We start from the raw sequence: 22,386 nt of genomic DNA, 5'->3' as shown, positions 1-22,386 counted from the left end.
CGCCAGCGTGGTCTTTCGTGTCTGCGCGCGGCGTTCAGTTCAGGTCGTTGCGATAGTGATGGGTGTCGGTTCGATACAGGCCTCGGCGTAACTCCATGGGAACATCGTTATAGGTGTAAGCGAGTCGCTCCACGCTGAGCAGCGGCGTGGTAGGGCTCACGTCCAGCGCCCGTGCCTGGGCTTCGTCAGGCAGCACGGCGCGAATCTTCTCTTGCGCGCGCACCATGCGCACGCCGAATTCGATCTCGAACATCGCGTAGGTGGGGCCCTGGTAGTCCGCCAGCTGCTCTGCCGTCAGCCCCTTGAATGCATGTCCCGGCAGCCAGATGTCTTCGAGGATGGTGGGCACGCCCTTGAAGGCCAGGATACGGCGCGCGAGGATCACTGGATCACCCGTTCGCAGGGTGAGCGCGCGGGCCACTTCGGCGCTGGCACGCAGGCGCCGGCATTCGAGGATGTTGCGCTGCGCCGGGCCTTCCGCGCTGGCGTCGCCCACTTCGGGCTGCAGCTTGAGGAAACGGTATTGCACATGGCGTTCGGCATGCGTCGCGACGAAGGTGCCCTTGCCCTGGCGGCGGGTGACCAGGTTCTCGGCCGCCAGCTCGTCGATGGCCTTGCGCACCGTGCCCTGGCTCACGCGAAAGCGCGCGGCCAGATCCATTTCGCTGGGGATGGCTTCGCCCGGCTTCCATTCGCCGTGCTGCAGGCTGTGCAGGATCAGGCCCTTGATCTGCTGGTAGAGCGGGCTGAAGGCCGGGGTCGGCGCAGCCGCGGCGCCCTGGGGGAGGGCGCCGCCGTCGGTGGCGGCTGAGGGCGGGGTGGACATGTCGATGCGTGCAACGGCACTCGCCGCCGGGCCTCTCTGAGGCGCGGCGATGCCGGGGCGGATCATATCTTATATAAGACATAAGACAAATTGACCCTGTGCCGAAATCGGCAGTACACTCCAAAGCTGTTCTGCAGGGCACGGGCTGCTGGTGACTGGCGCTGGTGCTACCTTGCACCGACACCTGTTTCTTCATTCTTTTTGGAGTTTTCACATGAGCAAGAAGCCCGTCCGTGTCGCCGTTACCGGCGCAGCCGGCCAAATCGGTTACGCCCTGCTGTTCCGCATCGCCTCCGGCGAAATGCTCGGCAAGGACCAGCCCGTCATCCTGCAGCTGCTGGAAATTCCGGACGAGAAGGCCCAGAAGGCGCTCAAGGGCGTGATGATGGAGCTCGAAGACTGCGCCTTCCCGCTGCTGGCCGGCATGGAAGCCCACAGCGATCCGATGACCGCCTTCAAGGACACCGACTACGCCCTGCTGGTCGGCGCCCGTCCCCGTGGCCCCGGCATGGAACGTGCCGACCTGCTGGCCGCCAACGCACAGATCTTCACGGCCCAGGGCAAGGCCCTGAACGCCGTCGCCTCGCGCAACGTGAAGGTGCTGGTGGTCGGCAACCCCGCCAACACCAACGCCTACATCGCCATGAAGTCGGCTCCGGACCTGCCGTCCAAGAACTTCACCGCCATGCTGCGCCTGGACCACAACCGCGCCGCCAGCCAGATCGCTGCCAAGACCGGCGGCAAGGTCGGCGAGATCGAGAAGCTGACGGTGTGGGGCAACCACTCGCCCACGATGTACGCCGACTACCGCTTCGCCTCCATCGGCGGCAAGAGCGTCAAGGACGCCATCAACGACCAGGTCTGGAACGCCGACGTGTTCCTGCCCACGGTGGGCAAGCGCGGCGCCGCCATCATCGACGCCCGCGGCTCCTCGTCCGCCGCCTCGGCCGCCAACGCCGCCATCGACCACATGCGCGACTGGGCCCTGGGCTCCAACGGCAAGTGGGTCACCATGGGCGTGCCGTCCAAGGGTGAATACGGCATCCCCGAAGGCATCGTCTTCGGCTTCCCGGTGATCACCGAAAACGGCGAATACAAGATCGTCGAAGGGCTGGAAATCGACGCGTTCTCGCAAGAGCGCATCAACAAGACGCTGGCCGAGCTGCAAGGCGAGCAAGACGGCGTCAAGCACCTGCTGTAATCGCAGGGCGAAGAAGGGGCTGCGCGTGCTCGACTGGAATCCAGCGCTCTATCGTCGTTTCGAGGACGAGCGCACGCGCCCCGCTCAGGAACTGCTGGCCCGCGTTCCGCATCCCGCCCCACGCCATGTGGTGGACCTGGGCTGCGGACCCGGCAATTCCACCGAACTGCTGGTGCAGCGCTACCCTCAGGCGCAGGTCACCGGCATCGACAATTCCCAGGCCATGATCGAAAGCGCCCGCGAGCGCCTTCCTCAGGTGGCCTTCGCCCTGGGCGACATCGCCCGCTGGGAGCCGGAGCCAGGCGCCGCTCCCGATCTCATCTACGCCAACGCCTCCCTGCAGTGGGTGGGCGGGCACGAACAACTCATTCCCCGGCTCTTCGCCAGCCTCGCCCCCGGTGGCGTGCTGGCCATCCAGATGCCGGACAACCGGCAGGAGCCCACCCATCGCCTGATGCGCGAGGTGGCGGCCGACCCCCGCTGGAGCAGTGCGATCGGCAACCCCGACGCCGTGCGCACCGAACTGCTGGGCATCGGCGGCTATTACGACCTGCTGGCGCCCCTGGCGGCGCAGATCGACGTGTGGCACACGGTGTACCAGCACGTCATGCCTTCGGCCGCGGCCATCGTCGAATGGGTGCGCGCCACGGGGCTCAAGCCCTTCATCGACCCCCTGGCCGAGCCGCAGCGCTCGGCCTTCCTCGCCGAATACGAGCAGCGCGTGGAGTCGGCGTACGCGGTGCGTGCCGACGGCCGGCGGCTGCTGGCCTTTCCGCGCCTCTTCATCGTGGCGCAGCGTCCCGCATGACCTTGGCTGCCAACGCAAACTCCGCCCCGACCTTCGTCCATCCGGCGCAGGCCCTGCTCGGCGCACAGGCCGGGGCCGTGGTGCTGCCGGTCTGCGACCACTACAGCGGCGTCGAGGCCCGCATGCGCAAGAGCCTGGCCTTGCAGTCCGAGATGGCTGCCGAATTCGGCCACTGCGTGTTCGACGTCACCCTGGACTGCGAAGACGGCGCTCCAGTGGGCCAGGAGCGCGCCCATTCCGAACTGGTCTCCGCCCTGGCGCGTGATGCGGCCCCCGGCGCGCGCGTCGCGGCCCGGGTGCATACCGTGGACCACCCGGCGTTCGCCGACGACATGGCCATCATCGCGGGCGAGGCCGGCCACCGCCTCTGCCACATCATGATTCCGAAGGTGGAGTCGGTGGACGACGTGCTGCAGGCCGAGCGCGCCTTGCAGGCCGCCGGTGCCGCGCACCTGCCGCTGCATGTGCTCATCGAATCGCCCGCCGCCGTGCAGCGCGCCTTCGAGATCGCCGCGCACCCGCGCGTGCAGAGCCTGAGCTTCGGGCTCATGGATTTCGTTTCCGCCCATGGCGGCGCCATTCCCGCTGCCGGCATGAGCGTGGCGGGCCAGTTCTCGCACCCGCTGGTCGTGCGAGCCAAGCTGGAGATCGCCGCGGCCTGCCATGCCCATGGCAAGGTGCCGTCCCATTGCGTGGTGACCGAATTCAGCGATGCCGCCGCACTGGAGGCCGCTGCCGGCCGGGCTGCGCGAGAATTCGGTTTCACCCGCATGTGGAGCATCCACCCGGGTCAGATCCGGGCCATTCTTTCGGCGTTTTCGCCGCCAGAGGGCGAGATCGCGCAGGCGGCCCGGATCATTTCTGCCGCCTTGCAGGCTGACTGGGCTCCGGTCAGCGTGGAGGGCGTGTTGCACGATCGCGCCAGCTACCGCTATTTCTGGCAGGTGCTGACGCGTGCTCACCAGACTGGCCGAGCGCTGCCCGAGACGGCGCAGGCCTGGTTCACCGATGCGGCCCCGCCGTCGTCCTGATCCTCATCGGCAGGGGCGCCCTTTTTTTTCTGTACCGAACCGTTCCCGAGTAGGAGCTAGATTCCCATGAAGTCCTTGATCGCCTCTGCACTGATGGTGCTGGCACCCGCGCTTGCGCTGGCGCAAACGTCCGATGCCGCAAAGCCGGCTGCCAAGCCTGCCGCCAAACAGGCAGCGTCCAAGACCGCGGCCAAGCACAAGGACGCCGCCGTGTCCAAGAAGTCGGCCGCCGCCAAGGCCCCGGCCAAGGGGCATTCGACCCACGTCGCCAAGGCCACCAGCAGCCGCACCCAGCTCAAGAGCGCCACCAACCAGGTCGCCAGCGGCCTGATGGCGGCCGAGGCGGCGCTGTCGCCCGCCGAACTGGCCATCGCCGACCGCGTCTATACCGGCCATATCTCCTGCGAACTGGGTGCCTACGTGAACCTGCAGCGTGACCCGGCCTCGCCCGGCCGCTTCAACCTCGAAGGCAAGGGCTACAAGTACCGCATGACCCCGGTCGCCACCAGCACCGGCGCCGTGCGCCTGGAAGACCAGGCCGGCGGCGCCGTCTGGCTGCAGATCGCCAACAAGTCGATGCTGATGAACCAGAAGGCCGGCCAGCGCCTGGCCGACGACTGCATGAGCCCCGAGCAGCAGGTGGTCGCCCAGAACCTCAAGAGCCACCCGCAGGCCAGCCTGCTGGACACGCCGGCGCCCGCTGCCACCGAGCAGTCCCCGGCGGCCAAGTAACGGCAGGCGGCGCCGGCAGGCACTTGCCGGCAGCCGCTTGCGGCCCCACTTGAAATCAGAAACCTACTAGTCCCACTGGAGAAGAAAATGTTGAAAGCCTATCGTGACCATGCGGCCGAACGTGCCGCACTGGGCATCCCGCCGCTGCCGCTCGACGCCAAGCAGGTGGCCGAGCTGATCGAGCTGATCAAGAACCCGCCGGCCGGCGAGGAGGCTTTCCTCATCGAACTGCTGACCCATCGCGTGCCCCCGGGCGTGGACGATGCCGCCAAGGTCAAGGCCAGCTTCCTGGCCGCCGTCGCGCACGGCGACCTGAAGGTGGGCCTGATCTCCAAGGCCCAGGCCACCGAACTGCTGGGCACCATGGTGGGCGGCTACAACGTCCACCCGCTGATCGAGCTGCTGGACGACGCCGAAGTGGCGGGCGTGGCCGCCGAAGCGCTGAAGAAGACGCTGCTGATGTTCGACTTCTTCAACGACGTGGCCGACAAGGCCAAGGCCGGCAACGCCAAGGCCAAGGAAGTCATGCAGTCGTGGGCCGATGCCGAGTGGTTCACCACCCGCCCCGAAGTCGAGAAGAAGATCACCGTCACCGTCTTCAAGGTGCCCGGCGAGACCAACACCGACGACCTCTCGCCCGCACCCGACGCCTGGAGCCGCCCGGACATCCCGCTGCACTACCTGGCCATGCTGAAGAACACCCGTCCCGACGCGGCCTTCAAACCCGAGGAAGACGGCAAGCGCGGCCCGATGCAGTTCATCGAAGACCTGAAGAAGAAGGGCCACCTCGTGGCCTACGTGGGCGACGTGGTCGGCACGGGCTCTTCGCGCAAGTCGGCCACCAACAGCGTGATCTGGGCCACGGGCGCCGACATTCCCTACGTGCCGAACAAGCGTTTCGGCGGCGTGACGCTGGGCGGCAAGATCGCCCCCATCTTCTTCAACACGCAGGAAGACTCCGGCTCGCTGCCGATCGAAGTCGATGTCTCCAAGCTGGAGATGGGCGATGTGATCGACGTGCTGCCCTATGAAGGCAAGCTGGTGCGCAACGGCGAGACCGTGGGCGAGTTCCAGCTCAAGAGCGACGTGCTGCTGGACGAAGTGCGCGCCGGCGGCCGTATCAACCTGATCATCGGCCGCTCGCTGACCGCCAAGGCACGCGAGTTCCTGGGCCTGCCGGCCTCCACCACCTTCCGCCTGCCGCAGGCGCCTGCCGAAACGAAGGCTGGCTTCACCCTGGCACAGAAGATGGTCGGCCGCGCCGTGGGTCTGCCGGAAGGCCAGGGCGTGCGCCCCGGTACCTACTGCGAACCCAAGATGACCACCGTGGGCAGCCAGGACACCACCGGCCCCATGACCCGTGACGAGCTGAAGGACCTGGCCTGCCTGGGCTTCTCCGCCGACATGGTGATGCAGTCGTTCTGCCACACGGCCGCCTATCCGAAGCCCGTGGACGTGAAGACGCACCGCGAGCTGCCGGCCTTCATCAGCAACCGCGGCGGCGTGGCCCTGCGCCCCGGCGACGGCGTGATCCACAGCTGGCTGAACCGCCTGCTGCTGCCCGACACCGTCGGCACCGGCGGCGACTCGCACACGCGCTTCCCGATCGGCATCTCGTTCCCCGCGGGCTCCGGCCTCGTGGCCTTCGGCGCCGCCACCGGCGTGATGCCGCTGGACATGCCCGAATCGGTGCTGGTGCGCTTCAAGGGCGAACTGCAGCCCGGCGTGACGCTGCGCGACCTCGTGCACGCCATTCCGCTGTACGCCATCAAGGCGGGCCTGCTGACGGTGGCCAAGGCCGGCAAGAAGAACATCTTCTCCGGCAAGATCCTGGAAATCGAAGGGCTGCCCGACCTGAAGGTGGAACAAGCCTTTGAACTGTCGGACGCTTCCGCCGAGCGCTCGGCCGCCGGCTGCACGATCAAGCTCAACCCCGAGCCGATCAAGGAATACCTCACCAGCAACGTCGTGCTGATGAAGAACATGATCGCCGAAGGCTATGCCGACGCCCGCACGCTCAAGCGCCGCATCGAGAAGGTCGAAGCCTGGCTGGCCAACCCCGAGCTGCTCGAAGCCGACAAGGACGCCGAATACGCTGCCGTGATCGAGATCGACCTGGCCGACATCACCGAGCCCATCGTCTGCTGCCCGAACGATCCGGACGACGCCAAGTTCCTCTCGGAAGTGGCCGGCACCAAGATCGACGAAGCCTTCATCGGCTCGTGCATGACCAACATCGGCCACTTCCGCGCAGCCGCCAAGCTGCTGGGCGGCCAGCGTGACATCCCCGTCAAGCTGTGGGTCGCGCCGCCAACCAAGATGGACCAGAACGAGCTGATCAAGGAAGGCCACTACGCTGCCTTCGGCACGGCCGGTGCCCGCACCGAAATGCCGGGCTGCTCGCTGTGCATGGGCAACCAGGCGCAGGTGCGCGAAGGCGCGACGGTGATCTCCACCTCCACCCGCAACTTCCCGAACCGCCTGGGCAAGAACACCAACGTGTTCCTGGGCTCGGCCGAGCTGGCCGCCATCGCCTCGCGCATCGGCAAGCTGCCCACCAAGGAGGAATACCTCAAGGAAATGGGCGTGATCGATGCCGACAAGGCCAGCGTCTATCGCTACATGAACTTCGACCAGATCGAGGAATACGCGGACGCCGCCAAGTCGGTGGCCGCCTGACGCCGCGGGCCCGGCCGGGCCCGTGCGCTGCAAGGCGCCGCAACGCGATGCCCCGGGGGAGCGATCCCCCGGGGCATTTCTTTTGCCCGTTCCCTCCGCTTTTTTTCCAATGATCTGCCGGCCGCGGCCCGCGCAGCGGTGCGCGTGCGGAACATTTCCCGCCTGCCCGGCATCCGACTCAGCAGAATCACGATAACGAGCCTCCCCATGTTCAAGTCCTTCTTTCTGTCCCGCCGCTGGTGGGCATGGTCCATTGCAGGCACGGTGCTCATCCTGCTGGCCACTTGGTATCGCGTCGAGCTCGACGTGCAGATCAACGACTGGTTTGGCAGCTTCTACGACCTGATCCAGAAATCGCTGGGCCAGCCCGGCAGCATCACGGCGGGGCAGTTCTGGGGGCAGCTCTCGACCTTCACGCGCATCGCCATGATCTATGTGACGACGGCGGTGCTGGTGGACTTCTTCAGCAAGCACTACATCTTCCGCTGGCGCCAGGCCATGAACGAGCACTACATGGCCGTCTGGCAGCGGCTGCGCCATATCGAAGGCGCGGCGCAGCGGGTGCAGGAGGACACCATGCGCTTCGCCAGCACCATGGAGGGCCTGGGCCTGACCTTCCTGCGCAGCCTGATGACGCTGGGGGCCTTTCTGCCGGTGCTGTGGATGCTCTCGGACAAGGTGACCGCGCTGCCGGTGCTCGGCGCCGTGCCGCATTCGCTGGTCTGGGTGGCGCTGCTGTGGTCGCTCGGCGGCACGCTGCTGCTGGCGGTGGTGGGCGTGAAGCTGCCGGGCCTGGAGTTCCAGAACCAGCGCGTGGAAGCCGCCTACCGGAAGGAACTGGTGCTGGGCGAGGACGACCCCGCGCGCGCCTCGCCGCCCACCGCCGCCGCGCTGTTCGCGCACGTGCGGCGCAACTACTTCCGGCTGTTCTTCAACTATCTGTACTTCGATGTGGTGAAGTGGTCGTACCTGCAGGTGAGCGTGCTGGTGCCGCTGGTGGCCCTGGGCCCCACGCTGATCGCGGGCGTCATCACGCTGGGCGTGATGCAGCAGATCTCGCGGGCCTTCGACAAGGTGATGGATTCCTTCCAGTTCCTGGTGCAGAACTGGAGCACGGTGGTGGAGCAGATCTCCATCTACAAGCGGCTGGCCGCTTTCGAACGGCAGATGCTGGCCGAGGACCCGATCGTCGCTTGATGGGGTGGGGCGCCCGGTGGCAGGGGCGGCGCCGATGCGGCGATGACGGCGGCGAGAAGCTGCTGTGCCGGTGCATCGAAGAGTAGAGTGGCGGGCCATTCAGCGGCGCTGCCGCTGCTCTTCACTCCGCACGCCCGCTGCCACCGCCATGACCCTTGCTTCCCCGGCTTCGCCATCCCCGGACCCGCTGCCACCCCCTGACCTGGCCAGCTCCCCGCTCCCGCAGGTGCTGGTGTACTGCAATGGCGACTTGCTGCCGCAGGACATTCCGCTGCAGTCGCTGTGGGTGGAATCCACGCGTGGCGCCGCCTCGGGCGCGCGGCTGGAACTGCTGGACAGCGTGCTGGCCGACGACCGCGCCGCACGGCCGCCCAGCCCGCTCGCGCTGGGCGCCAGTGTCCGCATCGATCTGGGTGGTGAGCAGGCCGCGGCCACGGTCTTCGAGGGCCGGGTGGTGGGGCAGCGCCTGGCCGTGCCGCTTGACGGCTCTGCACGCCTGTTCATCGAGTGCCGCCAGCCGGTGGCGTCTGAGGCCGGAGCAGAGGTGGCAGACGCGGCCCCGACCCCACCCGCGCTGGAATTGCGCTGCGGCGTGAATCTGATCGATTTCGAGGGCTGGATCGGTGAAGCTGCGGTGGATGCTGGTGCGGGCCTGCAGCCGGCTTCCACGCAGGCCGGAGGGCGTGCCACATGCGAGGGCAGCGCTGCGGCCACCGTGGGTGCCTGGATCGCTTTTGCGGGCCTGGGCGCGCCCTTCGATGGCCCGCAACGGCTCGACGGCGTTCGGCATGTGGTCAGGCAGGGCCGCTGGATCACGGAATGCGCTTTCGGAGAGCCCCGGCCGGCCGCAGTGCCTTGGCCTGCCACGCGCCCGCTGGCCATGCCGGGCGGCCACCGCATCGCTTTCGATGACGGGGGCAACACCCTTCGCATCACCACGCCCGCCGGCCACACCGCCGTGCTCAGCGATGAGGATCACGCGATCCGGCTACAGGATGCGAGCGGCAACCGGGTGGAACTCACGCGGGCCGGCCTGCAGCTTTTCAGCCCGAACGACATCACACTGTCGGCGCATGGCGATATCCGGCTCGATGCCGTCGGCGCACTGGTGATCAAGTCGGCGGCGGACGTGAAGCTGCAGGGCTTGAACGTGGCCTGCGAAGCCGTCGTCGGTTTCGCAGGCAAAGGTTCGGCCACGGCGGAGCTGTCGGCCTCGGGCCAGACCGTCGTCAAGGGCGCGATGGTCATGATCAACTGACCGGACCGAATGCACACGAGGAGCGCGAAATGCCGCCTGCCGCACGCCTGACCGACCTGCATGTCTGCCCCCTGCAGACGCCGGGAATGCCGCCCATCCCGCATGTGGGCGGGCCCATCATCGGCCCGGGCGTGCCGAATGTGCTGATCGGCCGGCTGCCGGCAGCTGTGATGGGCGACGCCTGTGTCTGTGTGGGGCTGCCTGACACCATCGTCAAGGGTTCGTCCACGGTGCTGATCGGCGGCAAGCCCGCGGCTCGCATGGGGGACACCTGCGCGCATGGCGGCAGCGTGGTGCTGGGTTGCTTCACGGTGCTGATCGGCGGGTAGGCGCGCGCCGTGCACCGCACGCAAGGCCGCGTATCGCCGGCAGGGCAGGGTGGGTGGCCGGAAACAAGGCGAAATCGCCCTGCAGCCTGCTTTCCATCAGGGTAGGTTGCTATGCTTTTCGAAGCAATTCCCGGCTGGCCGGCGAGGCGGGCCTTAAGAACGTGTTTACGATCTCCCTGGGGTCGCGCAGCTACGTCGGCGGGATGGGATGCAAGGCGCGGTGCGCAGTGGATAGCACGGCTATCCACAAGCGCCGCAACGCCGCAGACCGCCCGCCGACGTAGCTGCCCTCCGGGTTGGAGCGAAATCGGGCGATTGAACGCCCCGGCTGCTTGCATGGACATGAGTCCATGCGGCGCATCCGAAGCATCCACTCATCCCGATTGCGCTCCAACGCGATCCCCTGCGAGATCGTAAACACGTTCTAAGGCTCAGTTGACCTGCCGCTTTTCCAGCTTGCGCGTCAGCGTGCGCCGGTGCATGCCCAGCCGGCGCGCGGCTTCGGAGATGTTGAAGTCGGTCTCGGCCAGCACTTCGTGGATGCGTTCCCATTCCAGCGTCTTGATGGAGCTGGAGCGGTTCGTCAGCTCCACCTCGGTATTGCCTTCGGTGAGGCCGAAGGCGGCCTCGATGTCGTCGGTGTTGGAGGGCTTGGCCAGGTAGTGGCAGGCGCCCAGCTTCACGGCCTCCACGGCCGTGGCGATGCTGGCGAAGCCGGTCAGCACGACGATGAGCATGTCCTCGTCATGGGCGTGGAGCTTCTGCACGCAGGCCAGGCCCGAGGCCTCGCCCTTGAGCTTCAGGTCCACCACGGCATAGCCCGGGCGGTGGTGCGCCAGCACTTCGTCGAGGCCGCTCAGGCTGTCGGCCTGCAGCACGCGGTAGCCGCGCCGTTCGAACGAGCGGGCGAGGGTGCGTGCGAAGGCGTCGTCGTCTTCGACGATGAGCAGCAGGCGGTCGGGATCAGTGGCGTCCATGGTGTGCGGGGGCTCCGGGGTCGGGCAGCGAGATGGCGGCGAGAGGCAGCTGGATGACGACTTCGGCGCCGCGCTCCGGGGCGGGCAGATTGCGCGCCACGAGGCTGCCGCCCAGGGTGCGTGCGACCGTCATCGCCAGGAACAGGCCCAGGCCGCCGCCCGGCCGTCCCTTGGTGGACTGGTAGGGCTTGCCCAGGTGCGCCAGGATCGTGGGGTCGAAACCGGGGCCCGCGTCGGTGACGGTGATGCGCAGCTGGTCGGCCAGCCGGTCCACCGTCAGATCCACGCGGTGGGGCGAGGCGTCCCGGGCATTGTCCAGCACATTGAAAACCATTTGCTCCAGCGTGGTGTCGGCCACCATGGCGGCGTCGGCGCCGAAGCGATTGTCGTAGCGGAAGTCGTCCACCGAGCGGGTGGCGCGCCAGTCGTGGGCCAGCCGGTCGGCGAACTGGCGCACGGTGGTCTGGGCCGATTCCTCGCCGCGGGTCTCGCCCGCCGACAGCAGTATGCCGCTGACGATGCCCTTGCAGCGCTTGACCTGGGCCTGCATCTCGGCGACCTCGTCGCGCAGCGCCGGATGGGCGTTGATGGCCCGGTCGTGCTTCCAGTCGCCCAGGATGACGGCCATGGTGGACAGCGGCGTGCCCAGCTCGTGCGCGGCACCCGATGCCAGCAGGCCCATGCGGACGATGTGTTCCTCTTCGGTGGCGCGCTGGCGGGCGGCGGCCAGGCGCGCGTCGCGCTGGCGCAGGTTGCGCCCGATGCGGGTGATGAAGATCACCACCAGGATGGCGTTGAGCAGAAAGCACACCAGCAGGCCCTGGGTGTAGAGGCTGGGCGCGCCCTGGTGCAGGTCGGGCACCGGGGGCAGGGGCAGGTGGTGGCGCGAGAGGGCGGTGAAGCAGAGCGCGGTGATGAGCACCATGGACCAGATGTAGCCGCCGCGCAGCAGCACGGCGCCCACGGCGATCTGCAGCAGGTAGAGAAAGACGAAGGGGTTGGCGGTGCCACCGCTCAGGTAGAGCTGCACGGTGAGCACGGCCACGTCGATCAGCAGGGCCAGGAAGAGCTCGACGTGCTGCACCCGCAGGCCGGTGCGCCAGCGCAGCAGGCTGACCACGTTGAAGAGCGTGAGGCAGCCGACGACGAGCAGCATCTCCTGGACCGGCACGGCCAGCGCCAGCGTGTAGTGGGCCACTTCGATGGTGAAGACCTGCCCGATCACCGCCAGCCAGCGCAGCTGGATCAATTGCTGGAGGTTCTTGAGCCCGGCGGCGGTGTTGGCCGCCTGGGCCTTGCGGGCGGCGGGGGCGGGCGGGGCCGCGGGCTTCTCAGTCGGAGTCGTCGTCATGCAGGGTGGATGGGGCGGATGCGGCGCGGGAACGGCGCTCGTATCGTGCCACATACACCAGGGCGCCCAGCGTCATCAGGGCGAGGCCGTACCAGGTCAGGGCATAGACCAGGTGGCTGTTGGGAAAGCGGATGGTCGTCAGGCCGGCGCGGGGGCCATCGGTGGCCTGCTGCTGCGCACCCGGCAGGCCCGCGTCGATGAAGAAAGGCGCGGCGCGGTCCAGCCCTTGCGTGGCGGCGATGGCGGCGACATCGCGCGAATACCAGCGCTGGGCGGCCGGGTCGTTGTGGCGCAGAAAGCCGCCTCGGGGCTCGGTCATGCGCAGCAGGCCCTGCACCTGCACGGTGTCGGCAGCCGCTTGCGAGCCGGCCGCGGCACCGTCGGCCTGCGGTGCGGGCTGCCAGCGCGCGCGCTGGTCGGCGGGGATGAAGCCGCGATTGACCAGCACCTGGGTGCCGTCGGCCTGCTGCAGGGGCGTGACGACCCAGAAGCCCGCGCCCAGGTCGGTCACGGCCTGCGTGAGCACCGTCTTGCCCGCCAGCCAGTGGCCGGTGGCGCGCACGGGCAGGTATTCGTAGCCGGCCGCATCCACGCGGGGCCAGTCCGCCGGCGGGGGCAGGGCCACCGGAGCGGAATGCACGCGCTGGTCCACGCGCTCGATGAGGGCCAGCTTCCAGGCGCGGCGCTGCACTTGCCAGGTGCCCAGCGCGATGAAGCCCAAAAACAAAGCGATGCCCACCAGGATGAGCATCGCTTTTGCGAGGGGTGAGCGCCGGCCGCTGGGGCCGGCGCTGGAGCGGGGGGCTCCGTCCGTCAAGGCGTCACGGCCGACGGCGCGGCGGTGGCAGGAGCCATGCCCGGCATGGCGTGGTCGGGCATCATGTTCGTGTTCATGTGGAACATGACCCACAGCGTGCCGGTGATGGCGATGGCCACGAACACCACGGTGAAGATCGTGGCCAGCATGGTCCAGCCGCCTTGCACCTTGCCGTTCATGTGCAGGAAGCACACCATGTGCACCAGGATCTGCACCACGGCGAAGCCGCCCAGCACCAGGATGGCGGTGTTGCGGTCGGCGATCACCTTGGCCATGACCAGCCAGAAGGGGATGGCCGTGAGGATGATCGACAGCACGAAGCCGGTCATGTAGCCCGAGAAGCTGCTGTGCGGCTCGTTGGCGTCGTGGTGGTGATCGTCATGCCCGTGGCCGCCATGGGCCTGAGCGTGCGTTGCGTGTTGTGCGCTCATGTTTACAGCACTCCCATCAGATACACGAAGGTGAAGACGCCGATCCAGACGACGTCCAAGAAGTGCCAGAACATCGACAGGCACATCAGGCGGCGGTTGTTCTCGGGGATCAGGCCGTGCTTGCCGATCTGGACCATCAGCACCACCAGCCAGATCAGGCCGAAGGTGACGTGCAGGCCGTGGGTGCCCACCAGCGTGAAGAACGCGGACAGGAAGGCGCTGCGCTGCGGGCCGGCGCCTTCATGGATCAGGTGGTGGAACTCATAGAGTTCCAGGCCCAGGAAGCACAGGCCGAACAGGCCCGTGACGGCCAGCCACAGCAGCGTGCCCTTCACGTCGTTCAGCTGCTTGCGCAGCATGGCGAAGCCGAAGGTGATGGACGAGGCCAGCAGGAAGGCCGTGTTGATGGCCACCAGCTTCAGGTCGAACAGCTCGCCGCCGGTCGGGCCTGCGGCATAGCTGCGGCCGAGGACGCCGTAGGTGGCGAACAGGGCCGCGAAGATGAGGCAGTCGCTCATCAGGTAGAGCCAGAAGCCCAGCGCGGTGCCGTTTTCTGGATGGGGCTCGTGCGCGGGGTGGTATTCGCGTGCGGCCAGGGCGCCTGCGGCGCCTGCTTGGTAACGGATATCAGACATGGCGGGCCAGTTGGAGTGTGCGGGCTTCTTCGGTCGAGACGACTTCTTCCGAGGGGATGTAGAAGTCGCGCTTGTAGTTGAAGGTGTGGATGATCGCTGCCAGCACCACTGCCGCGAACGACAGGCCGGCCAGCAGCCACATGTGCCAGATCAGCGCGAAGCCGAGCACCAGCGACAGGGCCGAGATCACCGCACCCGAACCCGTGTTGGCGGGCATGTGGATGGGCTGGAAGCCGGCGAGCGGACGCTTGTAGCCGTGCTTCTTCATGTCCCACCAGGCATCGATCTCATGCACCACGGGGGTGAAGGCGAAGTTGTAGTTGGGCGGGGGCGAGGACGTGGCCCACTCCAGGGTGCGTGCATCCCACGGGTCGCCGGTCCAGTCGCGCAGTTCTTCGCGCTTGAGGTAGCTCACCAGCAGCTGGATCAGGAAGCAGGCGATGCCGCCGGCGATCATCGCGGCGCCGCAGGCGGCGACGATGAAGTAGGGCTGCAGCGAGACGTCTTCGAAGTGGTTGGCACGGCGGGTCACGCCCATCAGGCCCAGGACGTACAGCGGGCCGAAGGCCACCCAGAAGCCCACCACCCACAGCCAGAAGGAGCGCAGGCCCCAGGTGCGGTCCAGCTTGTAGCCGAAGGCCTTGGGGAACCAGTAGTTGATGCCGGCGAACAGGCCGAACAGCACGCCGCCGATGATCACGTTGTGGAAGTGGGCGATCAGGAACAGGCTGTTGTGCAGCACGAAGTCTGCCGGGGGCACGGCCAGCAGCACGCCGGTCATGCCGCCGATGGCGAAGGTGACCATGAAGGCCACGGTCCACATCATGGGCAGCTCGAAGCGGATGCGGCCCTTGTACATGGTGAAAAGCCAGTTGAAGATCTTCGCGCCCGTGGGGATCGAGATGATCATCGTCGTGATGCCGAAGAAGGTGTTCACGCTGGCGCCGGAGCCCATGGTGAAGAAGTGGTGCAGCCACACCAGGTACGACAGGATGGTGATCACCACCGTGGCATAGACCATGGAGGTGTAGCCGAACAGGCGCTTCTTGCAGAACGTGGCGACCACTTCGGAGAAGATGCCGAAGCAGGGCAGGATCAGGATGTAGACCTCAGGGTGGCCCCAGATCCAGATCAGGTTCACGTACAGCATGGAGTTTCCGCCCAGGTCGTTCGTGAAGAAGTTGGTGCCGACGTAGCGGTCCAGCGACATCAGCACCAGGGCTGCGGTCAGCACGGGGAACGAGGCCACGATCAGGGCGTTGGTGCACAGAGCGGTCCAGGTGAAGATGGGCATCTTCATCAGGTTCATGCCGGGCGCGCGCATCTTGACGATGGTGACGATCAGGTTGATACCCGAAAGCGTCGTGCCCACCCCCGCGATCTGCAAGGCCCAGATGTAGTAGTCGAGACCCACCCCCGGGTTCTGCGCCCCCAGGTTGGAGAGCGCCAGCCAGCCCGACGTGGAGAACTCGCCCAGGAACAGCGACATCATCACGAGCACGGCGCCGGCCGTGGTCATCCAGAAGCTGAAGTTGTTCAGGAAGGGGAAGGACACGTCGCGCGCACCGATCTGCAGCGGCACGAGGTAGTTCATCAGCCCGGTGACCAGCGGCATCGCCACGAAGAAGATCATGATCACGCCGTGGGCGGTGAAGATCTGGTCGTAGTGGTGCGGGGGCAGATAGCCCATGTTGTCACCGAAGGAGATGGCCTGCTGCAGGCGCATCATCACCGCGTCGGCGAAGCCGCGCAGCAGCATGACCAGGCCGAGGATCATGTACATGATCCCGATCTTCTTGTGGTCGATGCTGCAGATCCAGTCGTGCCACAGAGGGCCCCACAGGCGGAATTTGGTGATCAGGGCCAAGACGGCCAAGCCACCCAGCGCCACGGCGATGAAGGTCCACAGCACGATGGGCTCGTGCGCCATCGGTACGGAGTCCCAGCTGAGCCGGCCTAGGGCCCAATGGGACACAGCAGCGGTTTGTTCAGACATATCGAGTCTCTTTGATGCGGGCACGGCCTGTACGCAGGCGCGGGCCCTACGGATTTATTGTGGGGAAACGAGGGAGCGGGCGGCGGCGATGTCTGCCGAATTCGCGGTCGGCACGCCGAGCGATGCGACCACCTGGGCCGCGTTGTCCACCGTGCAGACGTCTTGCGGCAGGTTCAGGCCGGAGGCCTTCAGATAGGCGGCGCCGCCGTTCTCGTCGATCGCCATCATGTGGTGCATGCACATTTTGCCTTCTTCGACGCAGCGGTTGAGCACCTTGTCGTAGAGGCCGGCTTCGACCGAGCCGAAGTACTCGACGGGGTTGCGCTCGCTGGGCTTGGCCAGTGCCAGGTAGGACGTGCGGTCCAGCGGCTTGCCGGCGGTCTTGGCCTGGGCCACCCACTGGTTGAAGTCGGCGTCGCTCAGGCCGCGGAACTTGAACGTCATGCCGGAGAAGCCGGCGCCGCTGTAGTGCGAAGCCAGGCCGTGGTAGGTGCCGGCCTTGTTGATGACGGCGTTCAGCTCGGTCTGCATGCCGGGCATGGCGTAGATCATGCCGGCCAGGTCAGGCACGTAGAACGCGTTCATCGTCGAGGTGGAGGTCAGCTTGAACAGGATGGGGCGGTCCACCGGGGCGGCCACTTCGTTCACGGTGGCGATGCCTTGCTCGGGGTAGAAGAACAGCCACTTCCAGTCCATGGCCACCACCTGCACCTCCAGCGGGCGCACGTTGGCGGGCAGGGGGCGGCTGGCGTCCACGCGGTCGAGCGGGCGATACGGGTCCAGTTTGTGGGTGCCGATCCAGGTCACGGCGCCCAGGGCGATGATGATCAGCAGCGGCACGGTCCAGATCACCAGCTCCAGCGTGGTGGAGTGGTGCCACTCGGGGTCGTACTCGGCCTCGGTGTTGGTCTGGCGGTACTTCCAGGCGAAGAACAGCGTGAGGGCGATCACCGGCACGATGATGATGAGCATCAGCAGGGTCGCGGTGATGACCAACTGGCCCTGCTGTGCGGCGACGTCGCCGGCCGGGTTGAGCACGACGGCCTTCTGGCAGCCGGCCAGGAGGGCCGTCAGCAGGGGCGCGGCAAGCCACGCGGGCCTGCGGAGTTGCTTGAGTTTATGCATGCTGGAAGACGCAACAAAGGCGCACTTAGGTAGAAACGCGGGTTACTAGACTGCTCGGAATGTAATACCTGCAGGGGATTTGTCGATTGGACATTTTGTCCACGGTCAAGCATTTGTCAGGATGCCGCACCAGAAAGGTGCGCTCAGGCCCTTGACGCGCGCAGAACGCGCCCCTGCAGACGCGTAGGGTAACTCCCACCCCGCTATGGGGAAAAGTCGCCTTGTGAGGGGGGGGTGTTGGGCGTAGAACCTCAGACATCAGTGTCAACAGGAGGTTTCCAATGAGTGGACTCGCAGCAACTGCCGCGCTGCCGGCAGATGAATACAACGATTCGGGGTCACTCGCTCGCGCGGATACCCATGAGGACGTCACCCCCAGCGAGATCGCCGTCGGCGTGATCATCGGCCGGTCGTCCGAATATTTCGACTTCTTCGTCTTCGGAATTGCCTGCGTGCTGGTCTTCCCGTCCTTCCTGTTCCCGTTCATGTCGCGGCTGGATGGCACACTGATGGCCTTCGCCGTCTTCGCGCTGGCCTTCATCGCGCGGCCCATCGGCACGGCCATCTCCATGGCCATCCAGCGCCGCTGGGGCCGGGGCACCAAGCTCACCATCTCGCTCTTCCTGCTGGGGGCCAGCACGGCGGGCATGGCCTTCCTGCCCAGCTTCAACTCCGTCGGCACCACGGCCATCGTGGCGCTGGTGGTGTTGCGCATCAGCCAGGGGCTGGCCCTGGGCGGCACCTGGGACGGCCTGCCGTCGCTGCTGGCCATGTCGGCACCCGAAGGGCGTCGCGGCTGGTATGCCATGGTGGGGCAGGTGGGCGCGCCCGTCGGGTTCATCCTGGCGGCCGGCCTCTTCGCCTATCTCTACAGCCGGCTGAGCGTGGCCGAGTTCCTGGAGTGGGGCTGGCGCTTCCCGTTCTTCGTCGCCTTCGCCATCAACGTGGTCGCCCTGTTCGCCCGGCTGCGCCTGGTGGTGGGCCAGTCCTACGCCGACCTGATGCAGCAGCGTGAGCTGGCCCCGGTCAGCGTGACCCGCCTGATGCGCGAAGAAGGCAGCAACGTGATCCTGGGCGCTTTCGCGGCTCTCGCCAGCTTCGCGCTCTTCCACGTCGTGACGGTGTTCCCGCTGTCGTGGATCTCGATGTTCTCCGAACAGTCCATCACCCATGTGCTGTGCGTGCAGATCGTCGGCGCGTTCTTCGCCGCGGGCGCCGTGGTGCTTTCCGGCTGGCTTGCCGACCGGTTCGGCCGCCGCAACACGCTGGGCGCCATGGCGGTGCTGATCGGTGTGTTCAGTCTGCTGACGCCGCTGCTGCTCAACGGCGGCATTCTGGGCAACAACGTCTTCATCATCGTGGGCTTCATCCTTCTGGGGCTGTCCTACGGCCAGGCCTCCGGCACGGTCACGGCCAATTTCTCGCCCGGCTATCGCTACACCGGCGCGGCCCTCTCTGCCGACCTGGCCTGGCTCTTCGGGGCCGCCTTTGCCCCGCTGGTGGCGCTGGGCCTGTCGGCCAAGTTCGGTCTCGTGGCCGTGAGCGTCTATCTGCTGTCGGGCGTCGTCTGCACGCTGCTGGCACTGCGCATCAACCGCGTGATCGAGCGGCGCGAATGAGCTGATGCGCTGGCGCTGCGGCGCTGCGCCCCATGAAAAAAGAGGCCCGCTGTCGCGGGCCTCTTTGTTCTTGAGGCAGAGCCGTTCTGGGCGGCTCGCCGTATCTCAATGCATGCCGGGCAATCAGGGCATGAGCTGGACCAGGTCCAGCGCCTGCGTCAGGTCGCCCATGGGCTTGCCGCCGTTCTTGACCAGTGCGGCATCGCGCTGCGCCACGCCGGGCAGGGTGTCGAGGCCCCAGCGGCGCGTGATGAAGCGCAGGATGGAGGCGGTGTCGTACTGGGTGTGGTCCACCACGCCATGCTTGGCCCAGGGCGAGACGATCAGCGCGGGGATGCGCGTGCCAGGGCCCCAGAGGTCGCCCTTGGGAACGGCCTTGTGGTCCCAGAAGCCGCCGTTCTCGTCGTAGGTCACGACGATCAGCATGTTCTTCCACTGGGGGCTGGCCTGCAGTTGCGCGATCACGTTGGCGATGTGCGCGTCGCCGTCGGCCACGTTGGCGTAGCCGGCGTGCTGGTTGAGGTTGCCCTGGGGCTTGTAGAAGCTCACCGCCGGCAGCTTGCCGGCGGCGGCGTCCTGCAGGAACTGCGCGTCGAAGTCCTTCAGGTGCTTGGCGCGGTAGGCGGCGGTGCTGGCCTGGGTGGGGTCGAACTTGGCGTAGTAGTTGAACGGCTGGTGGTGGAACTGGAAGTTCGGTGCGGGCCGGCCGAAGGCGCGGTCGGTGGTGGCCGATGCCAGCGTGGCATTGAAGCCGCCGGCGTACCAGGCCCAGTCCACGTTCTTCTTGTCCAGCAGGTCGGCGATGGTGGTGGCCGTCTGCGGCGGCAGCGTGGTGGCCTTGGTGGGGTCCGCCGTCAGGTTGCTCGCACGGGGGGCCGGGGCGTTGGCGCTGGGCTGATAGGCCGGCTGCATGGTGTTGATCGCGTAGAACTTGCCGTCGCCGGCGTAGTTCTTGGGCGCGATGTTGTTGCTGTTCACGAACACCGGCGGGCCGGAGATGGCGGACGCCGGGGAGTTGGCCGCCACGGTCAGGCGCGGCAGGAAGTTGCCCGATGCATCCTGATCCACTGCGGAGATCGAGCCCTTGGCCACCGAGGTGTCGGCGTTCGGATATTCCGGCGCGCAGGCGCACACCAGGTACTGGTGGTTCAGGAAGGAGCCGCCGAAGGCGCCCATGAAGAAGTTGTCGGCCAGCACGTATTTCTGGGCCAGCTTCCACAGCTGCATGTTGCTGCCGTCGTAGTAGCCCATGGTGAGGCCACCCGAATCGGCCCAGGCGGCGAACTTGTCGTTGCGGCCGCCGTTGATCTGCATCTGGTTCTCGAAGAAGCGGTGGTAGAGGTCGCGCGTGATCACGTTCTGGCCGACCTGCACGCCCGTCGTCTGGAAGCCCGATGCGGCGTCGATCTGGAAGGGGCGGTTGTCCTGGTTGGCGGTGCTGCCTTCAGGCACGGTGACCGACTGGCCCGAGGCGGTCACGCCGCCCCAGACCTTGGGCAGCTTGGCGAGCACGGTGCCGGCCGCGTCGCGGTCCACCTGCGGCAGGTAGCTGCCCGACGAGCTGGGGTTCACGCCGGGGACGCCGTCGGCTCCGGGGTAGAGGCCGTAGAGGTTGTCGAAGCCGCGGTTTTCCGCGTAGATCACCACGACGTTCTGGATGCGTTGCTGCAGCAGGCTGTCGTAGGAAGGGTTGTCGCCGCCGCCGCAGGCCGTGAGCAGGGCAGCGGCCGCAGCGGCCAGTGGGAGGATCCGAAAGGAGGGTTTCATGGTGTAGCGCTGTTGTGGATGGTTATATGCGGGGCGCATTGTGGGGATGCACCCATGTCCGGCGCATGACAGAACCGTGTCATCAAGCGGACATGGCGCGGATGCATGCTGGCGCGCCGCGTTTTCCGGCGTTCCCTTTCCTTTTCCGCTGCTCCCATGTCCTTGCTTGTGCGCCTGCCCCCGGTTCTTCGACGTTTTCAGCGGGGCCGGCGGCTGGCCGGCCTTGTGGCCGGGGCGGGCCTGCTCGCGGGCCTCGCGTGGCTGGGGCACGGGGCGCCGAGCGCCAGGGCCGCGACGGCTGGTACCAAGGCGGCTGCGGCTGCGTCTGCGGCGCCGCCCGATGCCAACCGGCTGCAGATGGCGGCGCAGCCGGACTTCGCGCGCATGCAGGCCGTGGGGCAAGTGATGTTCTTCGACAAGGCGCTGTCGGCATCGGGCCGCGTCTCCTGCGCGAGCTGCCACGACCCGGCCCATGCGTTCGGCCCGCCCAACGGGCTGTCGGTGCAGCCCGGCGGTGCTGATGGCGCGGCTCTGGGCGTGAGGGCCGTGCCGTCGCTGCGCTACCAGCAGAACGTGCCGCCCTTCACCATGCACCGCTTCGACGACGACTTCGACGAAAGCGTGGACCAGGGGCCTTCGGGCGGCCACACCTGGGACGGACGCGCGAGCACGCTGCACGAGCAGGCCGCCATTCCGCTGCTGGCACGCCACGAGATGGCCAACGCCAGCCCTGCGGACGTGGTCGCCAAGCTGCGCCGCGCACCCTACGCCGCGCAGTTCCGTGCCACCTTCGGCGCCGATGCGCTCGACGACGATGCGCGGGGCTTCCAGTGGGCCACGCTGGCGCTGGAGATGTTCCAGCAGGATGCTGCCCGCTTCTACCCCTACAGCAGCCGCTACGACGACTACCTGCGCGGCAAGGGCAAGCTGTCGGAGCGCGAGCTGCGCGGCCTGGCGCTCTTCAACGACGCGAAGAAGGGCAACTGCGCTTCGTGCCACCTGAGCGAGGTCAGCCCCAACAACGGCTCCTTCCCGGCCTTCTCGGATTTCGGCCACATCGCGCTGGGCGTGCCGCGCAACCGTGCGCTGCCGGCCAACCGTGATCCGTCATTCCACGACCTGGGCACCTGCGCCATCTTGGCCCGCAGCGTGGATGCCGAGGAGCGCGCGTCGCTCTGCGGCGCGTTCCGCACGCCCAGCCTGCGCAACGTGGCTGTGCGGCAGGTGTTCTTTCACAACGGGGTCTTCCATGATCTGGCGGAGGTGATCCGCTTCTACGTCACGCGCGACAGCGACCCGCAGCGCTGGTATCCGTACCCGACCCGCGCCAAGGGGCCGCACAGGCGCTATGACGATCTGCCTGCCGCCTACGCGGGCAACGTCAACAAGGAGGCGCCGTTCGACCTCAAGCCCGGCGAGGCGCCGCGTTTGACGGAGACCGAGATCGGCGACATGGTGGCTTTCCTGCGCACGCTGACCGACAAGGACGCGTTGCCTGCCGCGGAGGCCGTGGAGAAGGCGGCGGCACGCCAGCCAGGCGTGGTGCGAACCGGGGCAAAGGCCTCCGCGTCTGCCGTGCACTGAAACCGAAAGCGTGCGGCGGAGCG

The 22,386-nt window shown here is 67.2% G+C and carries 19 protein-coding genes; 10 read left to right on the top strand and 9 right to left on the bottom strand.

Features of this window, described 5'->3' with window-relative positions:
* Positions 1-34 precede the first annotated feature (34 nt).
* Entirely contained in the window at positions 35-826 is a 792-nt protein-coding gene (locus tag BM070_RS01605; protein WP_092936916.1) for a GntR family transcriptional regulator, read from the bottom strand.
* Between the two features lie 214 nt (positions 827-1,040).
* Between BM070_RS01605 and BM070_RS01600 the strand changes: the two genes are divergently transcribed.
* The 8 genes from BM070_RS01600 to BM070_RS01565 all read left to right on the top strand — a co-directional run bounded on the left by BM070_RS01600 (position 1,041) and on the right by BM070_RS01565 (position 10,061).
* Complete coding sequence (locus tag BM070_RS01600) at positions 1,041-2,027, top strand: malate dehydrogenase (RefSeq protein ID WP_092936914.1); 987 nt, start codon at positions 1,041-1,043, stop codon at positions 2,025-2,027.
* A 25-nt stretch (positions 2,028-2,052) separates the two neighbouring features.
* Positions 2,053-2,835 carry a trans-aconitate 2-methyltransferase gene (gene tam / locus BM070_RS01595; protein ID WP_092936912.1) on the top strand — a complete coding sequence of 261 codons (783 nt, stop codon included), beginning with the start codon at positions 2,053-2,055 and terminating at the stop codon, positions 2,833-2,835.
* Positions 2,832-3,866, top strand: coding sequence for an HpcH/HpaI aldolase/citrate lyase family protein (locus tag BM070_RS01590; protein WP_092936910.1), 1,035 nt, complete (start codon positions 2,832-2,834; stop codon positions 3,864-3,866). The genes tam and BM070_RS01590 overlap by 4 nt, the downstream gene beginning before the upstream one ends.
* Before the next feature lie 66 nt (positions 3,867-3,932).
* Positions 3,933-4,598, top strand: a complete 666-nt coding sequence (locus tag BM070_RS01585; protein ID WP_092936908.1) for a hypothetical protein — start codon at positions 3,933-3,935, stop codon at positions 4,596-4,598.
* A gap of 87 nt (positions 4,599-4,685) precedes the next feature.
* A complete protein-coding gene (gene acnB, locus BM070_RS01580) occupies positions 4,686-7,277 on the top strand; it encodes a bifunctional aconitate hydratase 2/2-methylisocitrate dehydratase (RefSeq protein ID WP_092936906.1) in 2,592 nt (863 codons plus the stop codon).
* Positions 7,278-7,484: 207 nt separating this feature from the next.
* Positions 7,485-8,474, top strand: a complete 990-nt coding sequence (locus tag BM070_RS01575) for a putative transporter (protein ID WP_092936904.1) — start codon at positions 7,485-7,487, stop codon at positions 8,472-8,474.
* 148 nt (positions 8,475-8,622) lie between these two features.
* A complete protein-coding gene (locus tag BM070_RS01570; protein ID WP_139222753.1) occupies positions 8,623-9,732 on the top strand; it encodes a hypothetical protein in 1,110 nt (369 codons plus the stop codon).
* A gap of 29 nt (positions 9,733-9,761) precedes the next feature.
* A complete protein-coding gene (locus BM070_RS01565; protein WP_092936900.1) occupies positions 9,762-10,061 on the top strand; it encodes a PAAR domain-containing protein in 300 nt (99 codons plus the stop codon).
* Positions 10,062-10,492: 431 nt separating this feature from the next.
* Here the strand turns inward: BM070_RS01565 and BM070_RS01555 are convergent, their stop codons facing one another.
* The 7 genes from BM070_RS01555 to cyoA form a co-directional block, all read right to left on the bottom strand.
* Positions 10,493-11,038, bottom strand: a complete 546-nt coding sequence (locus BM070_RS01555; protein WP_092936898.1) for a response regulator transcription factor — start codon at positions 11,036-11,038, stop codon at positions 10,493-10,495.
* Entirely contained in the window at positions 11,025-12,389 is a 1,365-nt protein-coding gene (locus BM070_RS01550; RefSeq protein WP_092936896.1) for an ATP-binding protein, read from the bottom strand. The genes BM070_RS01555 and BM070_RS01550 overlap by 14 nt, the downstream gene beginning before the upstream one ends.
* Positions 12,370-13,140, bottom strand: a complete 771-nt coding sequence (locus BM070_RS01545; RefSeq protein WP_092936894.1) for an SURF1 family protein — start codon at positions 13,138-13,140, stop codon at positions 12,370-12,372. The genes BM070_RS01550 and BM070_RS01545 overlap by 20 nt, the downstream gene beginning before the upstream one ends.
* 62 nt (positions 13,141-13,202) lie before the next feature.
* Positions 13,203-13,637 carry a cytochrome o ubiquinol oxidase subunit IV gene (gene cyoD, locus BM070_RS01540; protein ID WP_092936892.1) on the bottom strand — a complete coding sequence of 145 codons (435 nt, stop codon included), beginning with the start codon at positions 13,635-13,637 and terminating at the stop codon, positions 13,203-13,205.
* A gap of 2 nt (positions 13,638-13,639) precedes the next feature.
* Entirely contained in the window at positions 13,640-14,272 is a 633-nt protein-coding gene (gene cyoC / locus BM070_RS01535) for a cytochrome o ubiquinol oxidase subunit III (protein WP_092936890.1), read from the bottom strand.
* Entirely contained in the window at positions 14,265-16,268 is a 2,004-nt protein-coding gene (cyoB, locus tag BM070_RS01530) for a cytochrome o ubiquinol oxidase subunit I (RefSeq protein ID WP_092936888.1), read from the bottom strand. The genes cyoC and cyoB overlap by 8 nt, the downstream gene beginning before the upstream one ends.
* A 54-nt stretch (positions 16,269-16,322) precedes the next feature.
* Positions 16,323-17,393 (bottom strand): ubiquinol oxidase subunit II, encoded by a 1,071-nt coding sequence (cyoA, locus tag BM070_RS01525; RefSeq protein ID WP_092936886.1) that lies wholly within the window; start codon positions 17,391-17,393, stop codon positions 16,323-16,325.
* Positions 17,394-17,674: 281 nt separating this feature from the next.
* Here cyoA and BM070_RS01520 point away from each other — a divergent pair, with 281 nt between their 5' ends.
* Positions 17,675-19,012, top strand: coding sequence for an MFS transporter (locus tag BM070_RS01520; RefSeq protein WP_092936884.1), 1,338 nt, complete (start codon positions 17,675-17,677; stop codon positions 19,010-19,012).
* 123 nt (positions 19,013-19,135) lie between these two features.
* On the opposite strand, the gene acpA is transcribed toward BM070_RS01520, so the two are convergent.
* Complete coding sequence (gene acpA, locus BM070_RS01515) at positions 19,136-20,779, bottom strand: acid phosphatase (RefSeq protein WP_092936882.1); 1,644 nt, start codon at positions 20,777-20,779, stop codon at positions 19,136-19,138.
* A gap of 156 nt (positions 20,780-20,935) precedes the next feature.
* Here acpA and BM070_RS01510 point away from each other — a divergent pair, with 156 nt between their 5' ends.
* A complete protein-coding gene (locus tag BM070_RS01510; RefSeq protein ID WP_092936880.1) occupies positions 20,936-22,363 on the top strand; it encodes a cytochrome-c peroxidase in 1,428 nt (475 codons plus the stop codon).
* The last annotated feature ends 23 nt before the right edge of the window (positions 22,364-22,386 follow it).

This window comes from Paracidovorax wautersii, from assembly GCF_900113035.1.
Lineage (GTDB): Bacteria > Pseudomonadota > Gammaproteobacteria > Burkholderiales > Burkholderiaceae_C > Paracidovorax > Paracidovorax wautersii.
This window is presented reverse-complemented; position numbering and strand designations above follow the sequence as displayed.